Genomic DNA, 18,629 nt, shown 5'->3' with positions numbered 1-18,629 from the left:
GGTCGGTATGCGCCTCAAGTGCATCAGGCTGGCGGGCTTCAAGTCCTTCGTCGATCCGACCACGGTCAATTTTCCCAGCAATATGGCGGCGGTGGTCGGGCCCAACGGTTGCGGCAAGTCCAATATCATCGACGCCGTGCGCTGGGTGATGGGCGAAAGCTCGGCGAAAAACCTGCGCGGCGAGTCGATGACCGACGTCATCTTCAACGGCTCCAACACCCGCAAGCCGGTGACCCAGGCCTCCATCGAGCTGATCTTCGACAACAGCGACAACTCGCTGGTGGGCGAGTACGCGGCCTTTGCCGAAATCTCCATCCGCCGCCGGGTGACCCGCGACGGACAGAACACCTATTTTCTCAACGGCACCAAGTGCCGTCGCCGGGACATCACCGACATCTTCCTCGGCACCGGCCTCGGTCCGCGCAGCTACTCGATCATCGAACAGGGCATGATCAGCAAGCTGATCGAGGCCAAGCCCGAGGATCTGCGCAATTTCATCGAGGAAGCGGCCGGCATCTCCAAGTACAAGGAGCGCCGCCGCGAGACCGAGAGCCGTATCCGTCGTACCCACGAGAACCTGGCGCGCCTGACCGATCTGCGCGAGGAGCTGGAGCGCCAGCTCGAACGCCTGCACCGTCAGGCCCAGGCAGCCGAGAAGTACCAGGAATACAAGGCCGAGGAGCGCCAGCTCAAGGCCCAGCTGGCCGCGCTCAAGTGGCAGGCGCTGAACCAGCAGGTCGGCAGCCGCGAGGCGGTGATCGGCGATCAGGAAGTGGCCTTCGAGGCGCTGGTGGCCGAGCAGCGCAGTGCCGATGCCAGCATCGAGCGCCTGCGCGACGGCCATCACGAGCTGTCCGAACGTTTCAATCAGGTGCAGGGGCGCTTCTACTCGGTGGGCGGTGATATCGCCCGTGTCGAGCAGAGCATTCAGCATGGTCAGCAGCGCCTGCGTCAGCTGCAGGACGATCTGCGCGAGGCCGAACGCGCGCGTCTGGAAACCGAATCGCACCTGGGTCATGACCGCACGCTGCTGGCGACCCTCGGCGAAGAGCTGGACATGCTCGCTCCCGAGCAGGAAATGAGCGCCGCGGCAGCCGAGGAAGCCAGTGCCCAGCTGGAAGAGGCCGAAGGCGCCATGCACGCCTGGCAGGAGCAGTGGGATGGCTTCAACCAGCGCAGCGCCGAACCGCGGCGGCAGGCCGAGGTGCAGCAGTCGCGCATCCAGCAGCTGGAACAGGCGCTGGAGCGGGTGCAGGAGCGCGAGCGACGCCTGCAGGACGAGCAGGCGCAGCTGGCGGCCGACCCGCAGGATGCGGCGATTCTCGAACTCAGCGAACAGCTGGCCTGCGGCGAGCTGACCCTGGAAGAACTGCAGCAGGCCGAAGAGCAGCAGGCCGAGCGCCTGCACAGCCTGCGCGAAGAGCTGCAGCAGGCCCAGCAGGCCCAGCAGCAGGCGCAGGGCGAGTTGCAGCGCCTGAATGGCCGCATTGCCTCCTTGGAAGCCCTGCAGCAGGCCGCGCTCAATCCCGGCAAGGGCGCCGCCGAGTGGCTGCGTGAGCAGCAGCTGGCCAGCCGGCCACGTCTGGCCGAAGGGCTGCGGGTAGAAAGTGGCTGGGAGCTGGCGGTGGAAACCGTCCTCGGCGCCGATCTGCAGGCGGTACTGCTGGACGATTTCAGCGGCCTCGACCTCAAAGGCTTCGATCAGGGCGAGTTGCGTCTGGTCAGTGCGCCGGGCCACGGTGCCCGGGTGGCTGGCAGTCTGCTGGACAAGGTTGAGGCCAATCTGGATCTGAGCCCCTGGCTGGGGCGGGTGCGTCCCGTCGAGACCTTGGAGGAAGCGCTGACCCAGCGCGGCCAACTGGCCGAGGGCGATAGCCTGATCAGCCGCGACGGCTACTGGGTAGGCCGGCATTTTCTGCGGGTGCGCCGCGCCAGTGCAGCCGAGAGCGGCGTGCTGGCCCGTGGTCAGGAACTTGAGCGTCTGCAGGCCGAACGTGATGAGCGGGAAATGGCCCTGGTCGAACTGGATGAGCGCCTGCAGAGCCTGCGCAGCCGCCAGCAGCAGCAGGAGCAGCAGCGCGAGGAGCAGCGTCGTCGTCTGCAGGATGAAGCTCGTCGTCATGGCGAACTGAAGGCGCAGCTGTCCGCGCAGCAGGCCAAGGTCGAGCAGTTGACCCTGCGTCGTCGCCGCCTGCAGGAAGAACTGGCCGAGCTGGACGAGCAGCGGGCGCTGGAGCATGAGCAGCTGGGCGAGGCACGACTGACCCTGCAGGATGCGCTGGATGCCATGGCCAGTGATACCGAACAGCGCGAGTTGCTGCTGGCTACCCGTGATCAGTTGCGTGAGCGCCTCGATCGTGTCCGCCAGGAGGCACGCCAGCACAAGGATCATGCCCATCAGTTGGCCGTGCGCCTGGGCTCGATCCGCGCCCAGCACGAATCCACCCGTCAGGCGTTGGAGCGCCTTGAGCTGCAGTTCGAGCGCGCCATCGAGCGTCGGGAACAGCTCAGCCTCAATCTGGAGGAGGGCGAGGCGCCACTCGAAGAGCTGCGTATCAAGCTCGAAGAACTGCTGGAACGGCGCATGAGCGTCGAGGAAGAGCTCAAGCTGGCGCGTCTGGCCCTGGAAGATGCCGACCGCGAACTGCGTGATGCCGAGAAGCGCCGCAGCCAGGCCGAGCAACAGGCACAACTGTTGCGTGGCCAGTTGGAACAGCAGCGCATGGACTGGCAGGCCCTCAATGTGCGGCGCAAGGCCCTGGCCGACCAGTTGGCCGAGGATGGCTATGACCTGCACGGCGTGCTGGCCAGCCTGCCGGCGGAGGCCAGCGAGAACGTCTGGGAACAGCAGCTGGAACAGCTGGCCGGGCGCATTGCCCGTCTGGGTGCAATCAACCTGGCGGCCATCGACGAATACCAGCAGCAGTCCGAGCGCAAACGTTACCTGGACGCGCAGAACGATGACCTGGTCGAGGCCCTCGATACCCTGGAAAACGTCATCCGCAAGATCGACAAGGAAACCCGCAACCGCTTCAAGGACACCTTCGACCAGATCAACGCGGGTCTGCAGGCGCTGTTCCCCAAAGTGTTCGGGGGTGGTCACGCCTACCTGGAGCTGACTGGCGAAGACCTGCTCGATACCGGTGTGGCGATCATGGCGCGCCCGCCAGGCAAGAAGAACAGCACCATTCACCTGCTTTCCGGCGGCGAGAAGGCACTCACCGCGCTGGCGCTGGTGTTTGCCATCTTCAAGCTCAATCCGGCGCCGTTCTGCATGCTCGACGAAGTGGACGCGCCGCTGGACGATGCCAACGTCGGTCGCTACGCGCGCCTGGTCAAGGAAATGTCGGCCACCGTGCAGTTCATCTACATCACCCACAACAAGATCGCCATGGAAATGGCCGACCAGTTGATGGGCGTGACCATGCATGAGCCCGGCTGTTCGCGCCTGGTCACGGTCAATGTCGAGGAAGCGGTGGCGATGGTGGAGGCCTAAAGCCACATCGGAAGGCCGGCAAAGGTTCCTAAGCGGGGGGGTGGCGTGCTAGCTTATTGCGCAAATCTATTTATCGTGGAAAACGCCTGAGAGAACAGGGATTTGGCGACACGTGTGGGGGGCGGGATGCCCTTGTTCAGCGTATTTTTGACTAGGGGAAACAGATTCACATGGATATCGGTCTGCGCGAGTGGCTGATTGTCATCGGCATCATCGTCATTGCCGGCATTCTGTTCGATGGCTGGCGCCGCATGAGTGGCAACAAGGGCAAACTCAAGTTTCGCCTGGACAACAGTTTCGGCAATCTGCCCGACGAGGATGTCGATCCCAATCTGTTGAGTCCCGTTCGGGTCAAGGATAAGCATGCCGAGCCGCAACTGGACGAGCATGATCTGCCCTCGATGACTGCCACCGAGGGTGGCAAGAAACGCAACGAGCCGCATCAGGGCGACCTGAGCCTCGAGGAGCCGGTGCCGACCCTGCTCAACCCTGTGACCGATGAGGCCAGGTCCGAGCCGCCGCGCGAGCAGGCTCCGGTCGACGAAGTGCTGGTGATCAACGTTATCGCCCGTGATCCGGACGGTTTCAAGGGCCCGGCCCTGCTGCAGAATATTCTGGAAAGTGGCCTGCGCTTCGGCGAGATGGATATCTTCCACCGCCACGAAAGCATGGCTGGCAACGGCGAGGTGCTGTTCTCAATGGCCAATGGCGTCAAGCCGGGCACCTTCGATCTGGACGACATCGACCTGTTCAGTACCCGTGCGGTCAGCTTCTTCCTCGGCCTGCCGGGCCCGCGTCATCCCAAGCAGGCTTTCGACCTGATGGTGGCGGCAGCGCGCAAGCTGTCCAGCGAGCTCAATGGTGAACTCAAGGATGAGCAGCGCAGCGTGATGACGGCGCAGACCATCGAACACTACCGTCAGCGCATCGCCGACCATGAGCGGCGTAAGCTGACCCACAAACGCTGAGTTGAGCCAGCGTCCGTTACCCCCAAGAGCAGCCTCGGCTGCTCTTGTCGTTTTGCGAGATCACTGCCATGACCGATAGCGCCGCGCGCATCCTGCAACTACGCGCCGAACTGGAACAGCACAATCACCGCTATTACGTGCTGGACGAGCCCAGTATTCCCGATGCCGAATACGACCGCCTGTTCAATGAGCTGAAGGCGCTGGAGGCGGCCAATCCGCAACTGGTGACGACCGACTCGCCGACCCAGCGGGTCAGCGGCACGCCGCTCACTGCCTTTGCCGAGGTGCAGCACGAGGTGCCCATGCTCAGCCTCGGCAACGCCTTTGCCGAAGACGATCTGCTGGATTTCGACCGCCGTGTGCGCGAGGGCCTGGACCTGCCGGCGGGTGATCTGTTTGGCGGTGGTGCGGAGATCGACTACTGCTGCGAACCCAAGCTCGATGGTCTGGCGGTCAGCCTGCTGTACGTCGATGGCGTGCTTATGCGCGGCGCTACCCGTGGCGATGGCAGCACGGGTGAAGACATCAGCAGCAACGTGCGGACTATCCGCAATGTGCCGCTGAAGCTGCAGGGCAGTGGCTGGCCGGCCGTGCTGGAGGTGCGCGGTGAAGTCTTCATGGCCAAGGCCGGCTTCGATGCGTTGAATGCCCGTCAGCTGGCCAGCGGCGGCAAACCCTTTGCCAACCCACGTAACGCCGCTGCCGGCAGCCTGCGCCAGCTGGATGCCAAGGTGACTGCCAGTCGGCCGCTGGAGTTCTGCTGCTATGGTGTGGGCCAGGTGGTGGGCGAGTTGCCGTCGACCCAGGTGGCGGTGATTCAGGCGCTGAAACAGTGGGGCCTGCCGATCAGCAAGGAGCTGCGCCTGGCCCATGGGGTCGAGGAATGCCTGGCATATTACCGTGACATCGGCGCGCGTCGCCAGGCGCTGGCGTATGAGATCGATGGTGTGGTGTTCAAGGTCAATGACCTGGGCTATCAGCGCGAGCTGGGCTTCCGCGCCCGCGAGCCGCGTTGGGCAATTGCCCACAAGTTTCCGGCCATGGAGGAGCTGACCGAGCTGCTCGATGTGGAGTTCCAGGTTGGCCGTACCGGCGCCGTCACGCCGGTGGCCCGCCTGAAGCCGGTGCAGGTGGCCGGCGTAACCGTGTCCAACGCCACCTTGCACAACATGGATGAAGTGGCGCGGCTGGGACTGATGGTGGGCGATACGGTGATCATCCGCCGTGCCGGCGACGTGATCCCTCAGGTCATGGCTGTGGTGGCCGAGCGCCGCCCGGCCGATGCGCGACCGGTTGCCATTCCACAGAGCTGCCCGGTATGCGGCTCGCACGTCGAGCGCACCCAGTTGGTCAAGCGCGCCAAGGGCCGCGAGACCATCAGTGAAGGCGCGGTTTACCGCTGCGTCGGGCGTCTGTCCTGCGAGGCTCAGCTGAAGCAGGCGATCATTCATTTCGTGTCGCGCCGTGCTCTGGATATCGAGGGGCTGGGCGACAAGATCGTCGAGCAACTGGTCGATGTCGGTCTGGTGCATTCGCCGGCGGACCTGTACACCCTGCGTTACGAGCAGGTGGTGGTGCTGGACGGCTTTGCCGACCTGTCCACGCGCAATCTGCTGGCTGCTATTGAGTCGAGCCGGCAGCCGGCGCTGGCGCGCTTCATCTATGCGCTGGGTATCCCGGATGTGGGCGAGGAAACCGCCAAGTTGCTGGCCCGTGCCCTCGGCTCGCTGGCACGAGTTCAGGCGGCGCTGCCGGAAGTGCTGACCTGGCTGCCGGATGTCGGCCTGGAAGTGGCCCATGAAATTCACAGCTTCTTCGAGGACGAGCACAACCGCACCGTCATCGCCCAGTTGCTTGAGCGCGGCCTGCAGCTGCAAGACGAGGGTGAGTTGCATGCCGAGTTTTCCGCCTGCGCCAGCCTGGCCGAGCTGATCGACAAGCTGAACATTGCCGGTATTGCCGCTACCGGTGCGAAGAACCTGGCGGACAAGGCCGGCAGCCTGCAGGCGGTGGTTGCACTCAGTCAGGACTGGCTGGAGTTGTCGGTCATGAAGGGCCTGAGCGAGAAGGCCAAACAGTCCCTGCGCGACTACTTCGCCAACCCGGCCAATGTGGCCCGCGCCGAGGCCATCGAGCAGCAGTTGCGCGATTTCGGCATGCACTGGGGCAGCGAGAAGAAGCAGGCCGAAGGCCTGCCGCTGGCCGGGCAGACCTGGGTGCTGACCGGTACCCTGGAGCTGATGAGTCGCGACCAGGCCAAGCAGCAGCTGGAAAGTCTGGGGGCCAAGGTAGCCGGTTCGGTATCGGCCAAGACCCATTGCGTGGTGGCCGGCCCCGGAGCCGGTTCCAAACTGGCCAAGGCCGGCGAGCTGGGCATCGCGGTGCTCGATGAAGCGGCCTTTGTCGAACGCCTGGCGGGTTACGGCATCGTCCTGTAAACGACAAGGCCGCCTGATGGCGGCCTTGTCGGGATGCTTTCTGGCTTAGCCGTTCAGGCTGTCGCTCAGGGCCTTGGCCGGTACCAGCTTGATCACTTTCTTGGCGGCAATCTCGATCGCCTTGCCCGTCTGCGGGTTGCGTCCGGTGCGTGCCGGACGCTCGCTGACCTTCAGCTTACCGATGCCTGGCAGAGTGATCTCACTGTCGTTATCCAGCGCGTCGGCCACGATCTGGCTGAGTTGCTCGAGCACGTTGCGAACGCTGCTTTTTTCCAGGTCGGTGGCTTCGGCGATGTCGCCAATCAGTTGGTCTTTGGTCAGGGCCATGGTCGGAGATCCTTGTTCAGTGGCGAGGCGCCGGGCGGCGCGTGGCAGGCATTTCATCACTCAGCCGGTGCCGAAGCCAGCGCATTCTTGTCGCAGGCCGGCATCTGCCGTTTGGCGAACTATGCTGAGAGGGTGTAGCCCGTCTTCCGCCACGCAGGTGTCCTGTCATGTTGCAGTTGCTTTCCAACCTGGGGTTTCGCAAGAAGCTTGCTTTGCCGATCATTATTCTCGCGTTGCTGCTGCTGTTGATCGGCATGCTCGGCATCCGTGGCGCTGGCGAACTGCGGGGGGTGGCTACCGATCTGGCCAAGCAGCACATGCCGGCGGCCGTGCTGCTGCTGGATGCCGATCGGGACATGTACCAGGCCTTTCTGGCCGAGCGGAGCCTGATTCTGGCCGATGACCCGCAGATCCAGCAGGCTATCCGTGCCGAACACAGCGAGAACCTGCAGCAGGCACGCGAGCGTGTCGCCAATGCGGCGAAGATGGAAAACCAGTCTGAGCTCACTCAGCGCTTCAGCGATTTCGAGCGCCAGTTCGATCAGTGGCAGAAAACCTCGAATGAGGTCGTGGCCATGGCGACCTCTGATCGTGCGGCGGCGCAGGCGCTGACCATGGGCCGCAGCTATGACCAGTTCAGCGTGGCGCGCGAGGCACTCGATCAGCTCTCAGGGTTGGTCGGTGAGATTGCCGAAAATGCCGGCCAGCAGGCTGTCGATATCGCTTCCGAGCGTATCTGGCAACAGAGTGTGGCTATCGTTCTGGGGCTGCTTCTCTGCGTGGTGCTGGTGGTGGCCTTCCCGTTGTTTGTCACGCGTCCGCTGGATCGCATGCTGGAGCGGGTGCGTGATATTGCCGAGGGTGATGGCGACCTGACCGCGCGCATCGATGTGCGCGGCAGCGACGAACTGGGGCAGTTGAGCGATGCCCTCAATCGTTTTCTCGAACGCCTGCAGGGCTTGATACGTGAAGTGCGTGATACCACCGCCGATGTCGCGGCGTCGGCCGGGGTGATGGCCAGCATGGCCGATGAAAATAGTGCGCTGATTCGTCAGGAACATGCCTCGGTCGATCAGGTATCGACGGCGGCGGCGCAGATGAGTGCGGCCATTCATGAGGTGGCCCGTAGCGCTCAGCAAGCTTCGCAGGCGTCGCAGGACGCGGAGAAACTGTCGCGTGAGAGCGCTCGCGTGGTGACTGACAACATCGCCTCGATGCGTGCCCTGGCAGCTGAGGTGGAACGAGCTTCTGAGGTGATCGGCAGCCTGGAGCAGGAAACCAACAACATCGGCGCGGTGCTGGCGGTGATCAAGGGCATTGCCGAGCAGACCAATCTGCTGGCGCTGAATGCTGCTATCGAGGCGGCACGCGCCGGCGAACAGGGGCGCGGATTTGCCGTGGTTGCTGACGAGGTGCGGGCCCTTGCCGCGCGTACACAGGAGTCGACCAAGGACATTCAGGAGATGATCGAGCGCCTGCAGAGTGGCGCGCAGAATGCGGTCAAGGTCATGCAGGGCGGTTCCGGGCGGGCTCAGGAAAGCGTCGAACGTGCGGCTTCGGTGGAGTCGACTCTGGCCCAGGCGGCTCAGGGTGTCGATTCGATCAACGAGATGGCCGCGCATATCGCGGCGGCCTGTGAGCAGCAGAGCAGCGTGACCGAGGAGATCACCCGCAATATCACCGATATCCGCGACCTGTCCGATCGCTCGGCGCAGACTTCGGCCCAGGGCGTGGATTCCAGTCAGCAGCTATCGGCCACCGCCGGGCGCCTGGCCAAGCTGGTGGCGCGTTTCCGCGTCTAAGCAACATAAGTGCTTGAGGCGGTTGTAAGTTCTTCGCAAGCCGTTACAATGGCGCCGCTCGCTGCAATGGCGAGTGGCGTTATGGTGGGTCCTGTCGGTCCCCTCGCAACGATCAGCCGTGAACCCGGTCAGGCCCGGAAGGGAGCAGCCGCAGCGGTGACATCGTGTGCCGGGGTGTGGCTGGCAGGGCTCACCTCCAGTTTCTGAAACTCTCCCTCTTTTTCAGCTCTCGCTCCTGGCGCTCGTTGCCTGCGCTTCTTCAGCGATAGCGTTGCAGCAGTCTGTTGAATTCACCGCGTTGTTGCAGTCGGACCATGGCCCTGAGGACTCTTTGTGCAGGCACTTGCGGGTCGTCCCGTACCAGGCAGGCGATGGACTCTTCCTGAATGGCTTCCAGGGCAATCAGCGGGGGTTTTGCCGGTGACTGGCGATTGAACCAGTGCAGTGACAGTTCGTTGCTGACGCCATAGTCGAGTCGCTGTGCGCGCAGCATTTCCAGTACCTGATGCTGGCTGCGGCTATCCACTCGTTGCAGTTTCCCGCTGCCGAGCAGCTCTTTTAGAGAGGGATAGCGATAACCCAGCACCGTGCCCAGTTGCGTGCCGGAAAGACTCTCTATGCCGTCGAAGCCTGGATAACGCTCGCGACCGACCAGCAGGTCGCGTTGGGTCATGAAGGGCAGGCTCCAGATGAAGTGATAGGGCGCATGCAGCCAGTTGGGCGAGGCGTAGCAGAGTATGTCCACCTGGGCTTTGTCCAGCGCCATATCGATCCGGGCGCGGGGGATGCTTATCAGCTCGATGGGCGTCTGGCTTTCAGCCGCAATCAGGCGATAGAGGTCCGGGATCAGTCCACGTTCGGGCGCCCCATTGGTCATGTCAGCCAGCGGCATGATCCAGCTTTCCAGGATGGCGCTTCGAAGCGGCGCAGTGCTGGCCATGCCGGGCTGCACGAGGCAGGCCGTCATGAGGCACAAGCAAGCGATTTGGGGGCCGCTGTGACGTGACATCCGGAAGTGTCCCTGGGTGGCTGGTTTGAGTGCAATTTACAGGCTGCTCCGCTAGGATTAGCCCACCTTGCCACTGGCTGTGATGAAATTTAATGAGTTATCAGGTTCTTGCACGTAAATGGCGTCCGCGCTCGTTCCGCGAAATGGTCGGCCAGACCCATGTGCTCAAGGCCCTGATCAACGCGCTGGACAGCCAGCGCCTGCACCATGCCTACCTGTTCACCGGTACCCGGGGTGTGGGCAAGACCACCATCGCGCGCATTCTGGCCAAGTGCCTGAACTGCGAGACCGGCATCAGCTCTACTCCCTGTGGCACCTGCTCGGTATGCCGGGAGATCGATGAGGGGCGCTTCGTCGACCTGATCGAAGTGGACGCCGCCAGTCGCACCAAGGTCGAGGATACCCGTGAGCTGCTCGATAACGTGCAGTATTCGCCGAGTCGCGGACGCTTCAAGGTTTACCTGATCGACGAAGTGCACATGCTCTCGACCAGCTCGTTCAACGCGCTGCTCAAGACCCTGGAAGAGCCGCCGCCCCACGTCAAGTTCCTGCTGGCCACCACCGATCCGCAGAAGCTGCCGGTCACCGTGCTTTCGCGCTGCCTGCAGTTCTCGCTGAAGAACATGCCGCCGGAGCGAGTGGTTGAACACCTCAATCACGTGCTGACTGCCGAGAACGTACCGTTCGAGGAAGATGCCCTCTGGCTGCTGGGTCGCGCCGCCGATGGGTCGATGCGCGATGCCATGAGCCTGACCGACCAGGCCATCGCCTTTGGCGAAGGCAAGGTGCTGGCCGCCGATGTGCGTGCCATGCTTGGCACCCTGGATCATGGTCAGGTCTATGGTGTGCTGCAGGCACTGCTCGAAGGCGATGCGCGGGCCTTGCTCGAAGGTGTACGCCACCTGGCCGAGCAGGGGCCCGACTGGGCTGGCGTGCTGGCCGAGATGCTCAATGTGCTGCACCGCGTGGCCATTGCCCAGGCGCTGCCCGAGGCGGTGGATAACGGCCAGGGTGACCGCGACAAGGTGCTGGCGCTGGCACAGGCCTTACCTGGCGAGGATGTGCAGTTCTACTACCAGATGGGGCTGATCGGCCGGCGCGACCTGCCGCTGGCGCCCGATCCGCGTAGCGGCTTCGAGATGGTGCTGTTGCGCATGCTGGCGTTCCGACCGGCGGACGCCGATGGGGCACCGAACTCGCCGCTAAAGGAACAGCCACTAAAGAACCTGGGAATCAGCCCGGCCACAGCTGATTCCAGACCCAACCCGGTGGCCGGCGTCAGCCTGACTGCGCCGGTTGTTGCGGCAGCCCCGAGCACGCCCACACTGAATCCTGCACCTGCACCTGCACCTGCACCTGCACCTGCACCTGCACCTGCACCTGCATCTGTGGCGGTGCCCGTACCCGCGGAGCCAGCGGCCGCCGAGCCGGTCGTGAGCACGCCCGCCGCAGCTGTGGATCTGCCCTGGGAAGAGGCGCCTGTCGCTTCTGTCACTGTAGCGGCCGAGCCATCTCCGCCGATTCCGGTTGCACCCGTGAGTGTTCCGGTCGAGGTAGCGTCGCCGATACCGGCCGAGGCCGCTGTTGCCACGGTCGCAGACGATGACGACGAGCCGCCGGCGGGTGAGTACGACTATTACGAAACCGACGCCGAGGCCTATGACTACAGCTTCGCCGACGAGCAGGAGCAGGTGCCGGCTGAACCCGAGCCGCTGCCTGCCGCGCAGCCGGCCAGTGGTCTGGCGGCCGAGTGGCTGGAACTGTTCCCGCGTCTGGGCTTGTCCGGCATGACCGGCAGCATCGGCGCCAACTGTTCGCTGATCGAAGCCGAGGGCGACAACTGGTTACTGCACCTGGATCCAGGTCAGAGCGCGCTGTTCAACGCGACCCAGCAGCGGCGTTTGAACGATGCACTGAATCAGGCTCTGGGGCGCACCCTCAACCTGCGCATCGAGGTGATCAAGCCCGAGCAGGAAACCCCGGCCCAGGCTGCGGCGCGCAAGCGTGCCGAGCGACAGCGCCTGGCCGAGGAGTCGATCGCCAACGACCCGGTTGTGCGCCATCTGATTGAACACTTCGGCGCCAGCGTGCGCGCCGACTCCATTGAACCGCTGGAGCGCATCTGAGCGCCCATTTCGAGAGGAACGCACACATGATGAAAGGTGGCATGGCCGGCCTGATGAAGCAGGCGCAGCAGATGCAGGAACGCATGCAGAAGATGCAGGAAGAGCTCGCCAACGCCGAGACCACTGGCGAGTCCGGTGCCGGCCTGGTCAAGGTGGTGATGACCGGTCGTCACGACGTCAAGCGCGTGAGCCTGGACGACAGCCTGCTGCAGGAAGACAAGGACATCCTTGAAGACCTGATCGCCGCGGCGGTGAACGATGCCGTGCGCAAGATCGAACAGGCCAGCCAGGAAAAAATGGCCGGCTTTGGAGCAGGGATGCAGCTGCCGCCCGGCTTCAAAATGCCCTTCTGATAATCCGGCGCGCCCAGGCGACGCACAGGGCGTCGTTGCTCAAAGGCGCGGGCATCCTCATTTACAGCCAGTAAACTCCGGTGCCCACGCCTTCTCGCGCCTAGCCCTGCACATCGCCTGAACGCACCTTGCTCAGTGCTATGCCGTCCAGACCTGGTAGATTCGGCTGCCGTATGGCCGCGCTGCACGATTGATCGCTTCACTCCGTTCACGAGTACCCGCCCATGAGCTTCAGCCCGCTGATTCGCCAACTGATCGATTCACTGCGCATCCTTCCCGGTGTCGGGCAGAAGACGGCGCAGCGCATGGCGTTGCAGATGCTTGAGCGCGATCGCAGTGGTGGTTTGCGTCTGGCTCAGGCGCTGACGGCGGCAATGGAAGGGGTAGGGCACTGTTCCCAGTGCCGGACTCTCAGTGAGGATCACCTCTGCCCGCAGTGTGCCGATCCACGCCGTGACGATTCGCTGTTGTGCGTGGTTGAAGGTCCGCTGGACGTGTTTGCCGTCGAGCAGACCGGCTACCGTGGGCGCTATTTTGTGCTCAAGGGGCACCTGTCGCCGCTTGATGGCCTCGGGCCGGAAGCCATCGGCATTCCGGAGTTGCTCGCGCGCATTGCGGCGGGCAGTTTCAGCGAGATCATCCTGGCCACCAACCCGACGGTGGAAGGTGAGGCAACCGCGCACTACATCGCGCAGATGCTGCTCGGTAAGGGCCTCAGCCTGACCCGGATCGCCCACGGCGTGCCGCTGGGCGGTGAGCTGGAACTGGTTGATGGTGGCACCCTGGCCCATGCCCTTGCAGGGCGTCGGCCGATGGTCGAGTAACGCTCGCCAGCTTTTCCTGATCCTTCTTTATTTGGCCCGTGCCTTGTGCGCGTCGCTGGCCTGTGCGCGACGTACGGTGGGCGTGACGGAAGTGCCGTGAGCGATGGCTGGAGTGTCACCTTGCAAACCAAGCAAGCGCTAGGTATGGTCGCCTAAACCGCTACCGGAGCCGCTCATGTCTGCCTTTCAGGAATACTTCAATCAGGATCACCAGATGGTGCGCGATTCCGTGCGCCGCTTCGTCGAGCGCGAGATCCTGCCGCATGTGGCCGACTGGGAAGAGGCCGAGGAGTTTCCCCGCGAGCTGTATCGTACGGCGGGTGCTGCCGGCATCCTCGGTATCGGCTACCCCGAGCAGTTTGGTGGCAGCCACGAGGGCGATATCTTTGCCAAGGTGGCGGCCAGCGAAGAGCTGATGCGCTGTGGCTCGGGTGGTCTGGTGGCGGGGCTTGGCTCGCTGGACATCGGCCTGCCGCCGGTCCTGAAGTGGGCCAAGCCGGCCGTGCGTGACCGGGTGGTGCCCGAGGTACTGGCCGGCGAGAAGATCATGGCTCTGGCCGTGACTGAGCCCAGCGGTGGTTCGGATGTGGCCAACCTCAAGACCCGTGCCGTGAAGGAGGGGGATTTCTACCGCGTCAGCGGCAGCAAGACCTTCATCACCAGCGGTGTGCGCGCCGATTACTACACCGTGGCGGTACGTACCGGTGGCGACGGCTTTGGCGGCGTCAGCCTGCTGCTCATCGAGAAGGGCACGCCGGGCTTCACCGTGGGCCGCTCGTTGAAGAAGATGGGCTGGTGGGCGTCGGATACCGCCGAGCTGTTCTTCGACAACTGCCTGGTACCGGTGGAGAACCTTATCGGCGTGGAAAACATGGGCTTTGCCTGCATCATGGCCAACTTCCAGAGCGAGCGCCTGTCGCTGGCGATCATGGCCAACATGACCTCGCAGTTGGCGCTGGAGGAGGCCACCCGCTGGGCCAAGGAGCGCGATGCCTTCGGTAAGCCGATCGGCAAGTTCCAGGTCCTCAAACATCGCCTGGCCGAGATGGCTACGCAGCTGGAAGTGTCCCGCGAGTTTACCTATCGCCAGGCCGCGAAGATGGCTGCCGGCAAGAGCGTGATAAAGGAAATCTCCATGGCCAAGAACTTCGCCACCGATGTTTCCGACCGCATTACCTACGACGCCACGCAGATTCTCGGCGGCATGGGTTTCATGCGCGAGTCGTTGGTCGAACGGCTGTACCGCGACAACCGTATCCTGTCCATCGGCGGCGGCACGCGCGAAGTGATGAACGAGATCATCAGCAAGCAGCTTGGGTTGTAAGCCCGCTATTCGCTGATCCAAGCGCCGGAGGATGCAGCAGCATCCTCCGGCGTTTTGTTGTCTGCGAATCAGTTAAATTGATTTTTTAATTTGGTTATAAAAAAATAATTAATAATTCTTTTGAGGAATTTAAGCTTTCCCCTAGAGTCAGCTCCAAGCCGACAGCGGACCACCGCACCGAGCCCATAGAATGGGGCTCATCTCACCATCAGCCGCGCACAGACGCCGGCACGATCGAGCCCCACTGCAGTGCCAACACGCACACCCGACTGCATCTGGAGCTTGACGCATGAACTACCAATCCCTGCCGCTGGCCATCGCCCTCGGCCTTATCGCCCAACAGGCTGGCGCTGCCGGCTTCGTCGAAGACAGCAAGGCCACCCTTGGCCTGCGCAATTTCTACATCAATCAAGACACCCGCAACCAGGACGCCAACACCCAGGAAGAATGGGGGCAGGGCTTTCAGTTCAATTACACCTCTGGCTATACCGAAGGCACCGTCGGTGTCGGTGTGGATGCGCTGGGCCTGCTGGGCGTGAAGCTCGATTCGGGCAAGGGCCGCCACTACAACCCGGACTCGAACAAGTACTCCGGCACTGTATTCCCTACCGACAGCGACGGCCGTGCCGAAGATCAGTTCAGCAGCCTGGGCCTGACCGGCAAGGTACGCCTGTCCAAGACCGAAGCCCGTCTCGGCACGCTGCAGCCGAAGCTGCCGGTGGTGACCTTCAACGACGGTCGCCTGCTGCCGCAGACCTTCGAGGGCGGCCAGATCACCTCCAGCGAAATCGACAACCTGACCCTGATCGGCGGCCAGCTGGAACACGCCAAGGGCCGCAGCTCCAGCAGCAACGAAGGCCTGTCGATTGGCGGCGCCAACAATGCCAAGACCGGCCAGTTCAGCAACCAGTTCCGCTTTGCCGGTGGTGACTACAAGATCGGCAAGGACCTGCTAGCGCAGTACTACTACGGCAATCTGGAAGACTTCTACCAGCAGCACTTCCTCGGCCTGACCCACAACTGGGCGATTGGACCGGGCGCCTTGAAGTCCGACCTGCGCTATTTCCACAGCAGCTCCGACGGCAAGAACGGCAACGCCGCCGGTCGTGCCGAAGGCTACAAGAGCAGCGGCTACTGGGAAGCCGGCGATGCCAACCGTGGCGAGGTTGATAACGACACCTGGAGCGCTCTGTTCACCTACACCCTGGGCAGTCATGCGCTGAGCGCCGGCTACCAGCAGGTCGAGGGTGACAGCGCCTTCCCGTTCCTCAATCAGGGGGATGGTGCCACCGCCTACCTGATCACCGACCGCCAGATCGGCAAGTTCCTGTCCTCCGGTGAGCGCACCTGGCTGGCCGAGTACGCCTACGACTTCAGCAAGGTCGGCGTGCCGGGGCTGAAGGCCGTGGCCACCTACCTGTCGGGCGACAACATCCAGGCGGCCGGTGGCGAGCAGAAGGAGTGGGAGCGCGATTTCCGCCTCGACTACGCCCTGCAGGACGGTCCGCTCAAGGGCCTGGGCTTCTCCTGGCGTAACGCCAGCCTGCGTGGCAATGCCGCCGCCGACCAGGACGAGAACCGCCTGATCATCAGCTACAGCCTGCCGCTGCTCTGAACCTTTCGCGGAGCGCCCGAGCGCTCCGCACCACCAGCCCGAGGAGGCACCACATGAGCATTCGACTGGGCGACATCGCCCCCGACTTCGAACAGGACTCCAGCGAGGGTCGTATCCGTTTCCACGAGTGGCTGGGCGACAGCTGGGGAATTCTTTTCTCCCACCCGGCCGACTTCACCCCGGTGTGCACCACCGAGCTGGGCCTGACCGCCAAGCTGCGCGACGAGTTCGCCATACGTGGCGTCAAGGCCATCGCACTGTCTGTGGACCCGGTGGATTCGCACCTGCGCTGGATCGACGACATCAACGAAACGCAGAACACCCAGGTCAACTTCCCGATTCTGGCCGATGCCGACCGCAAGGTTTCCGATCTGTACGACCTGATCCACCCGAATGCCAACGACACCCTCACGGTGCGTTCGCTGTTCATCATCGATCCGAACAAGAAGGTACGGCTGATCATTACCTACCCGGCCAGCACCGGGCGCAATTTTCACGAGATCCTGCGGGTGATCGATTCGCTGCAACTGACCGACAGCCACAAGGTCGCCACTCCGGCCAACTGGCAGGACGGTGACGAGGTGGTGATCGTGCCGTCGCTCAAGGATGAAGACGAGATCAAGCAGCGCTTCCCCAGGGGCTACCGCGCGGTGAAGCCTTATCTGCGCCTGACCCCGCAGCCCAACCGCTAGGGAGCCGACCATGCTTGTGGTTTCTATCGGCGGCAGCCCCAGTCTCACCTCGCGTTCGGCCGCGCTGCTGGCCTATGCCCAGCGCTGGCTGGAGGTGCGCGGGGTTGCGGTGAACGGGTTCCAGGTCCGCGATTTCCCGGCCGAGGACCTGCTTCACGCGCGCTTCGACAGCCCGGCGGTGCGCGCCTTCAGCGAGCAGGTGGAGCGGGCTGATGGTCTTCTGGTGGCGACGCCGGTGTACAAGGCGTCGTTTTCCGGAGCGCTGAAAACCCTGCTCGACCTGCTGCCCGAGCGTGCCTTGCAGCACAAGGTGGTGCTGCCGATTGCCACCGGCGGCAGCAGCGCTCACATGCTGGCGGTGGACTATGCGCTGAAGCCGGTGCTGGCATCGCTCAAGGCCCAGGAAATGCTTCAGGGCGTGTTCGCCGAAGACAAGCAGATCGCCTACCGCGCCGAGGGAGTGGATCTGGACCCAGCGCTGGCAGAGCGTCTCGACAGCAGCCTGGATCACTTTTTCACGGCCCTGGCCCGGCGGCCAAAACCGCTGGAGCCTCACGAACTCAACGACCGGCTGGTCAACGCCCGTTGGAGTATCTGACACAGGCTTCATCCTCCCTCACTGGCCCGACAACGGGCGAGCAGGTAGCCAACCCCTCATAGCAATCGCAAAGGAGAGCGCCATGCGCACCATTACCTTGCGTCGGAGTCTGGTCGCCCTGTTTGCCGCGGCCATTTCATTCGGCGCCATCACGCAAGCCCAGGCCGAAGAACTGCGGATCGGCTATCAGAAATACGGCACCCTGGTCCTGCTCAAGGCCAAGGGCACCCTGGAAAAACGCCTGGCCGAGCAGGGCGTCAAGGTCACCTGGACCGAGTTCCCCGGCGGCCCGCAGCTGCTCGAAGGGCTCAACGTCGGCTCGGTGGACTTCGGTGTCACCGGCGAGACGCCGCCGGTGTTCGCCCAGGCGGCCGGGGCCGATCTGCTCTATGTGGCCTACGAGCCGCCGGCACCGACCAGCGAGGCGATTCTGGTGCCCAAGGGTTCGTCGCTGAGCTCGGTTGCCGACCTCAAGGGCAAGAAGGTCGCCCTGAACAAGGGCTCCAACGTCCACTACCTGCTGGTGCGGGCGCTGGAAGATGCCGGTCTGTCGATCAGCGACGTCACCCCGGTCTACCTGCCGCCAGCCGATGCGCGCGCGGCTTTCGAGCGCGGCAGCGTGGATGCCTGGGTGATCTGGGACCCGTTCCTGGCCGCCGCCGAGCAGCAACTGCAGGCCCGCAGCCTGCGCAATGGCGAAGGGCTGGTCGACAACCACCAGTTCTACCTGGCCACCCGGCCTTATGCGCAGAAGCACCCGCAGGTGATCAACATCCTGATCGAGGAAGTGCGTGGCGTGGGTGAGGACTCCAAGGCCGACCCGGATGCGGTAACGGCTCAGGTGGCGCCACTGCTCGGCCTGTCGCCGGAGATCACCAGGGTGGCCGTCAAGCGCCAGGGCTATGGTGCCCAGCCGCTGACCCCGGCCGTGGTGCAGGCGCAGCAGAAGATCGCCGACACCTTCACCGAGCTCAGGCTGATCCCGAAAAAGCTGAGCATCAAGGACGTGATCTGGACTCCGCCAGTTGGAGCGCTGGCCAAGGTCGCGCAGCAGTAA

Annotated in this window: 14 protein-coding genes, 1 other RNA gene and 1 pseudogene; 14 read left to right on the top strand and 2 right to left on the bottom strand. The window is 63.6% G+C overall.

Annotated features, from left to right (window positions below):
- The first annotated feature begins 7 nt into the window (after nt 1–7).
- From smc to ligA, 3 genes are all read left to right on the top strand, one after another.
- A complete protein-coding gene (gene smc, locus HNP49_RS05835; RefSeq protein ID WP_184681459.1) occupies nt 8–3,496 on the top strand; it encodes a chromosome segregation protein SMC in 3,489 nt (1,162 codons plus the stop codon).
- Nucleotides 3,497–3,666: 170 nt separating this feature from the next.
- The gene (zipA, locus tag HNP49_RS05830) at nt 3,667–4,464 is read left to right on the top strand and encodes a cell division protein ZipA (protein WP_184681457.1); all 798 of its coding nucleotides are present in this window, start codon (nt 3,667–3,669) and stop codon (nt 4,462–4,464) included.
- 68 nt (nt 4,465–4,532) lie between these two features.
- A complete protein-coding gene (gene ligA, locus HNP49_RS05825; protein ID WP_184681455.1) occupies nt 4,533–6,902 on the top strand; it encodes an NAD-dependent DNA ligase LigA in 2,370 nt (789 codons plus the stop codon).
- Nucleotides 6,903–6,947: 45 nt separating this feature from the next.
- On the opposite strand, the gene HNP49_RS05820 is transcribed toward ligA, so the two are convergent.
- The gene (locus HNP49_RS05820; RefSeq protein WP_184681453.1) at nt 6,948–7,229 is read right to left on the bottom strand and encodes an HU family DNA-binding protein; all 282 of its coding nucleotides are present in this window, start codon (nt 7,227–7,229) and stop codon (nt 6,948–6,950) included.
- Nucleotides 7,230–7,396: 167 nt separating this feature from the next.
- On the opposite strand from HNP49_RS05820, the pseudogene HNP49_RS18955 reads away from it, so the two are divergent.
- The 3 genes and pseudogenes from HNP49_RS18955 to ffs form a co-directional block, all read left to right on the top strand.
- Nucleotides 7,397–8,173 (top strand): annotated as a pseudogene (locus HNP49_RS18955) (MCP four helix bundle domain-containing protein); the annotation flags it as partial.
- 69 nt (nt 8,174–8,242) lie between these two features.
- Nucleotides 8,243–9,031, top strand: a complete 789-nt coding sequence (locus tag HNP49_RS18950; RefSeq protein ID WP_409372532.1) for a methyl-accepting chemotaxis protein — start codon at nt 8,243–8,245, stop codon at nt 9,029–9,031.
- 92 nt (nt 9,032–9,123) lie between these two features.
- Nucleotides 9,124–9,220, top strand: an RNA gene (gene ffs / locus HNP49_RS05810) — signal recognition particle sRNA small type.
- 70 nt (nt 9,221–9,290) lie between these two features.
- Here ffs and HNP49_RS05805 read toward each other — a convergent pair.
- Nucleotides 9,291–9,971: an ABC transporter substrate-binding protein gene (locus tag HNP49_RS05805; protein WP_184681449.1), complete on the bottom strand. Its 681-nt coding sequence runs from the start codon at nt 9,969–9,971 to the stop codon at nt 9,291–9,293.
- A gap of 161 nt (nt 9,972–10,132) precedes the next feature.
- Here HNP49_RS05805 and dnaX point away from each other — a divergent pair, with 161 nt between their 5' ends.
- The 8 genes from dnaX to HNP49_RS05765 all read left to right on the top strand — a co-directional run bounded on the left by dnaX (nt 10,133) and on the right by HNP49_RS05765 (nt 18,629).
- Nucleotides 10,133–12,166, top strand: coding sequence for a DNA polymerase III subunit gamma/tau (dnaX, locus tag HNP49_RS05800; RefSeq protein WP_184681448.1), 2,034 nt, complete (start codon nt 10,133–10,135; stop codon nt 12,164–12,166).
- A 26-nt stretch (nt 12,167–12,192) separates the two neighbouring features.
- On the top strand, nt 12,193–12,519 hold the full coding sequence (locus HNP49_RS05795; protein ID WP_184681446.1) for a YbaB/EbfC family nucleoid-associated protein: 327 nt from the start codon (nt 12,193–12,195) through the stop codon (nt 12,517–12,519).
- Between the two features lie 224 nt (nt 12,520–12,743).
- Nucleotides 12,744–13,343, top strand: coding sequence for a recombination mediator RecR (gene recR / locus HNP49_RS05790; RefSeq protein ID WP_184681444.1), 600 nt, complete (start codon nt 12,744–12,746; stop codon nt 13,341–13,343).
- A 175-nt stretch (nt 13,344–13,518) separates the two neighbouring features.
- The gene (locus HNP49_RS05785; protein WP_184681442.1) at nt 13,519–14,667 is read left to right on the top strand and encodes an acyl-CoA dehydrogenase family protein; all 1,149 of its coding nucleotides are present in this window, start codon (nt 13,519–13,521) and stop codon (nt 14,665–14,667) included.
- A 289-nt stretch (nt 14,668–14,956) separates the two neighbouring features.
- A complete protein-coding gene (locus tag HNP49_RS05780; protein WP_184681440.1) occupies nt 14,957–16,282 on the top strand; it encodes an OprD family porin in 1,326 nt (441 codons plus the stop codon).
- A 53-nt stretch (nt 16,283–16,335) separates the two neighbouring features.
- Nucleotides 16,336–16,974, top strand: coding sequence for a peroxiredoxin (locus HNP49_RS05775; protein WP_184681438.1), 639 nt, complete (start codon nt 16,336–16,338; stop codon nt 16,972–16,974).
- Between the two features lie 10 nt (nt 16,975–16,984).
- Complete coding sequence (gene ssuE, locus HNP49_RS05770; RefSeq protein ID WP_184681436.1) at nt 16,985–17,572, top strand: NADPH-dependent FMN reductase; 588 nt, start codon at nt 16,985–16,987, stop codon at nt 17,570–17,572.
- Nucleotides 17,573–17,654: 82 nt separating this feature from the next.
- Complete coding sequence (locus HNP49_RS05765; protein ID WP_184681434.1) at nt 17,655–18,629, top strand: sulfonate ABC transporter substrate-binding protein; 975 nt, start codon at nt 17,655–17,657, stop codon at nt 18,627–18,629.

It is taken from the genome of Pseudomonas fluvialis, from assembly GCF_014207935.1.
Classification (GTDB): Bacteria; Pseudomonadota; Gammaproteobacteria; order Pseudomonadales; family Pseudomonadaceae; genus Aquipseudomonas; species Aquipseudomonas fluvialis_A.
Note: the sequence above shows the minus strand (reverse complement) of the source record. Positions and strands in the feature narration are given on the sequence as shown.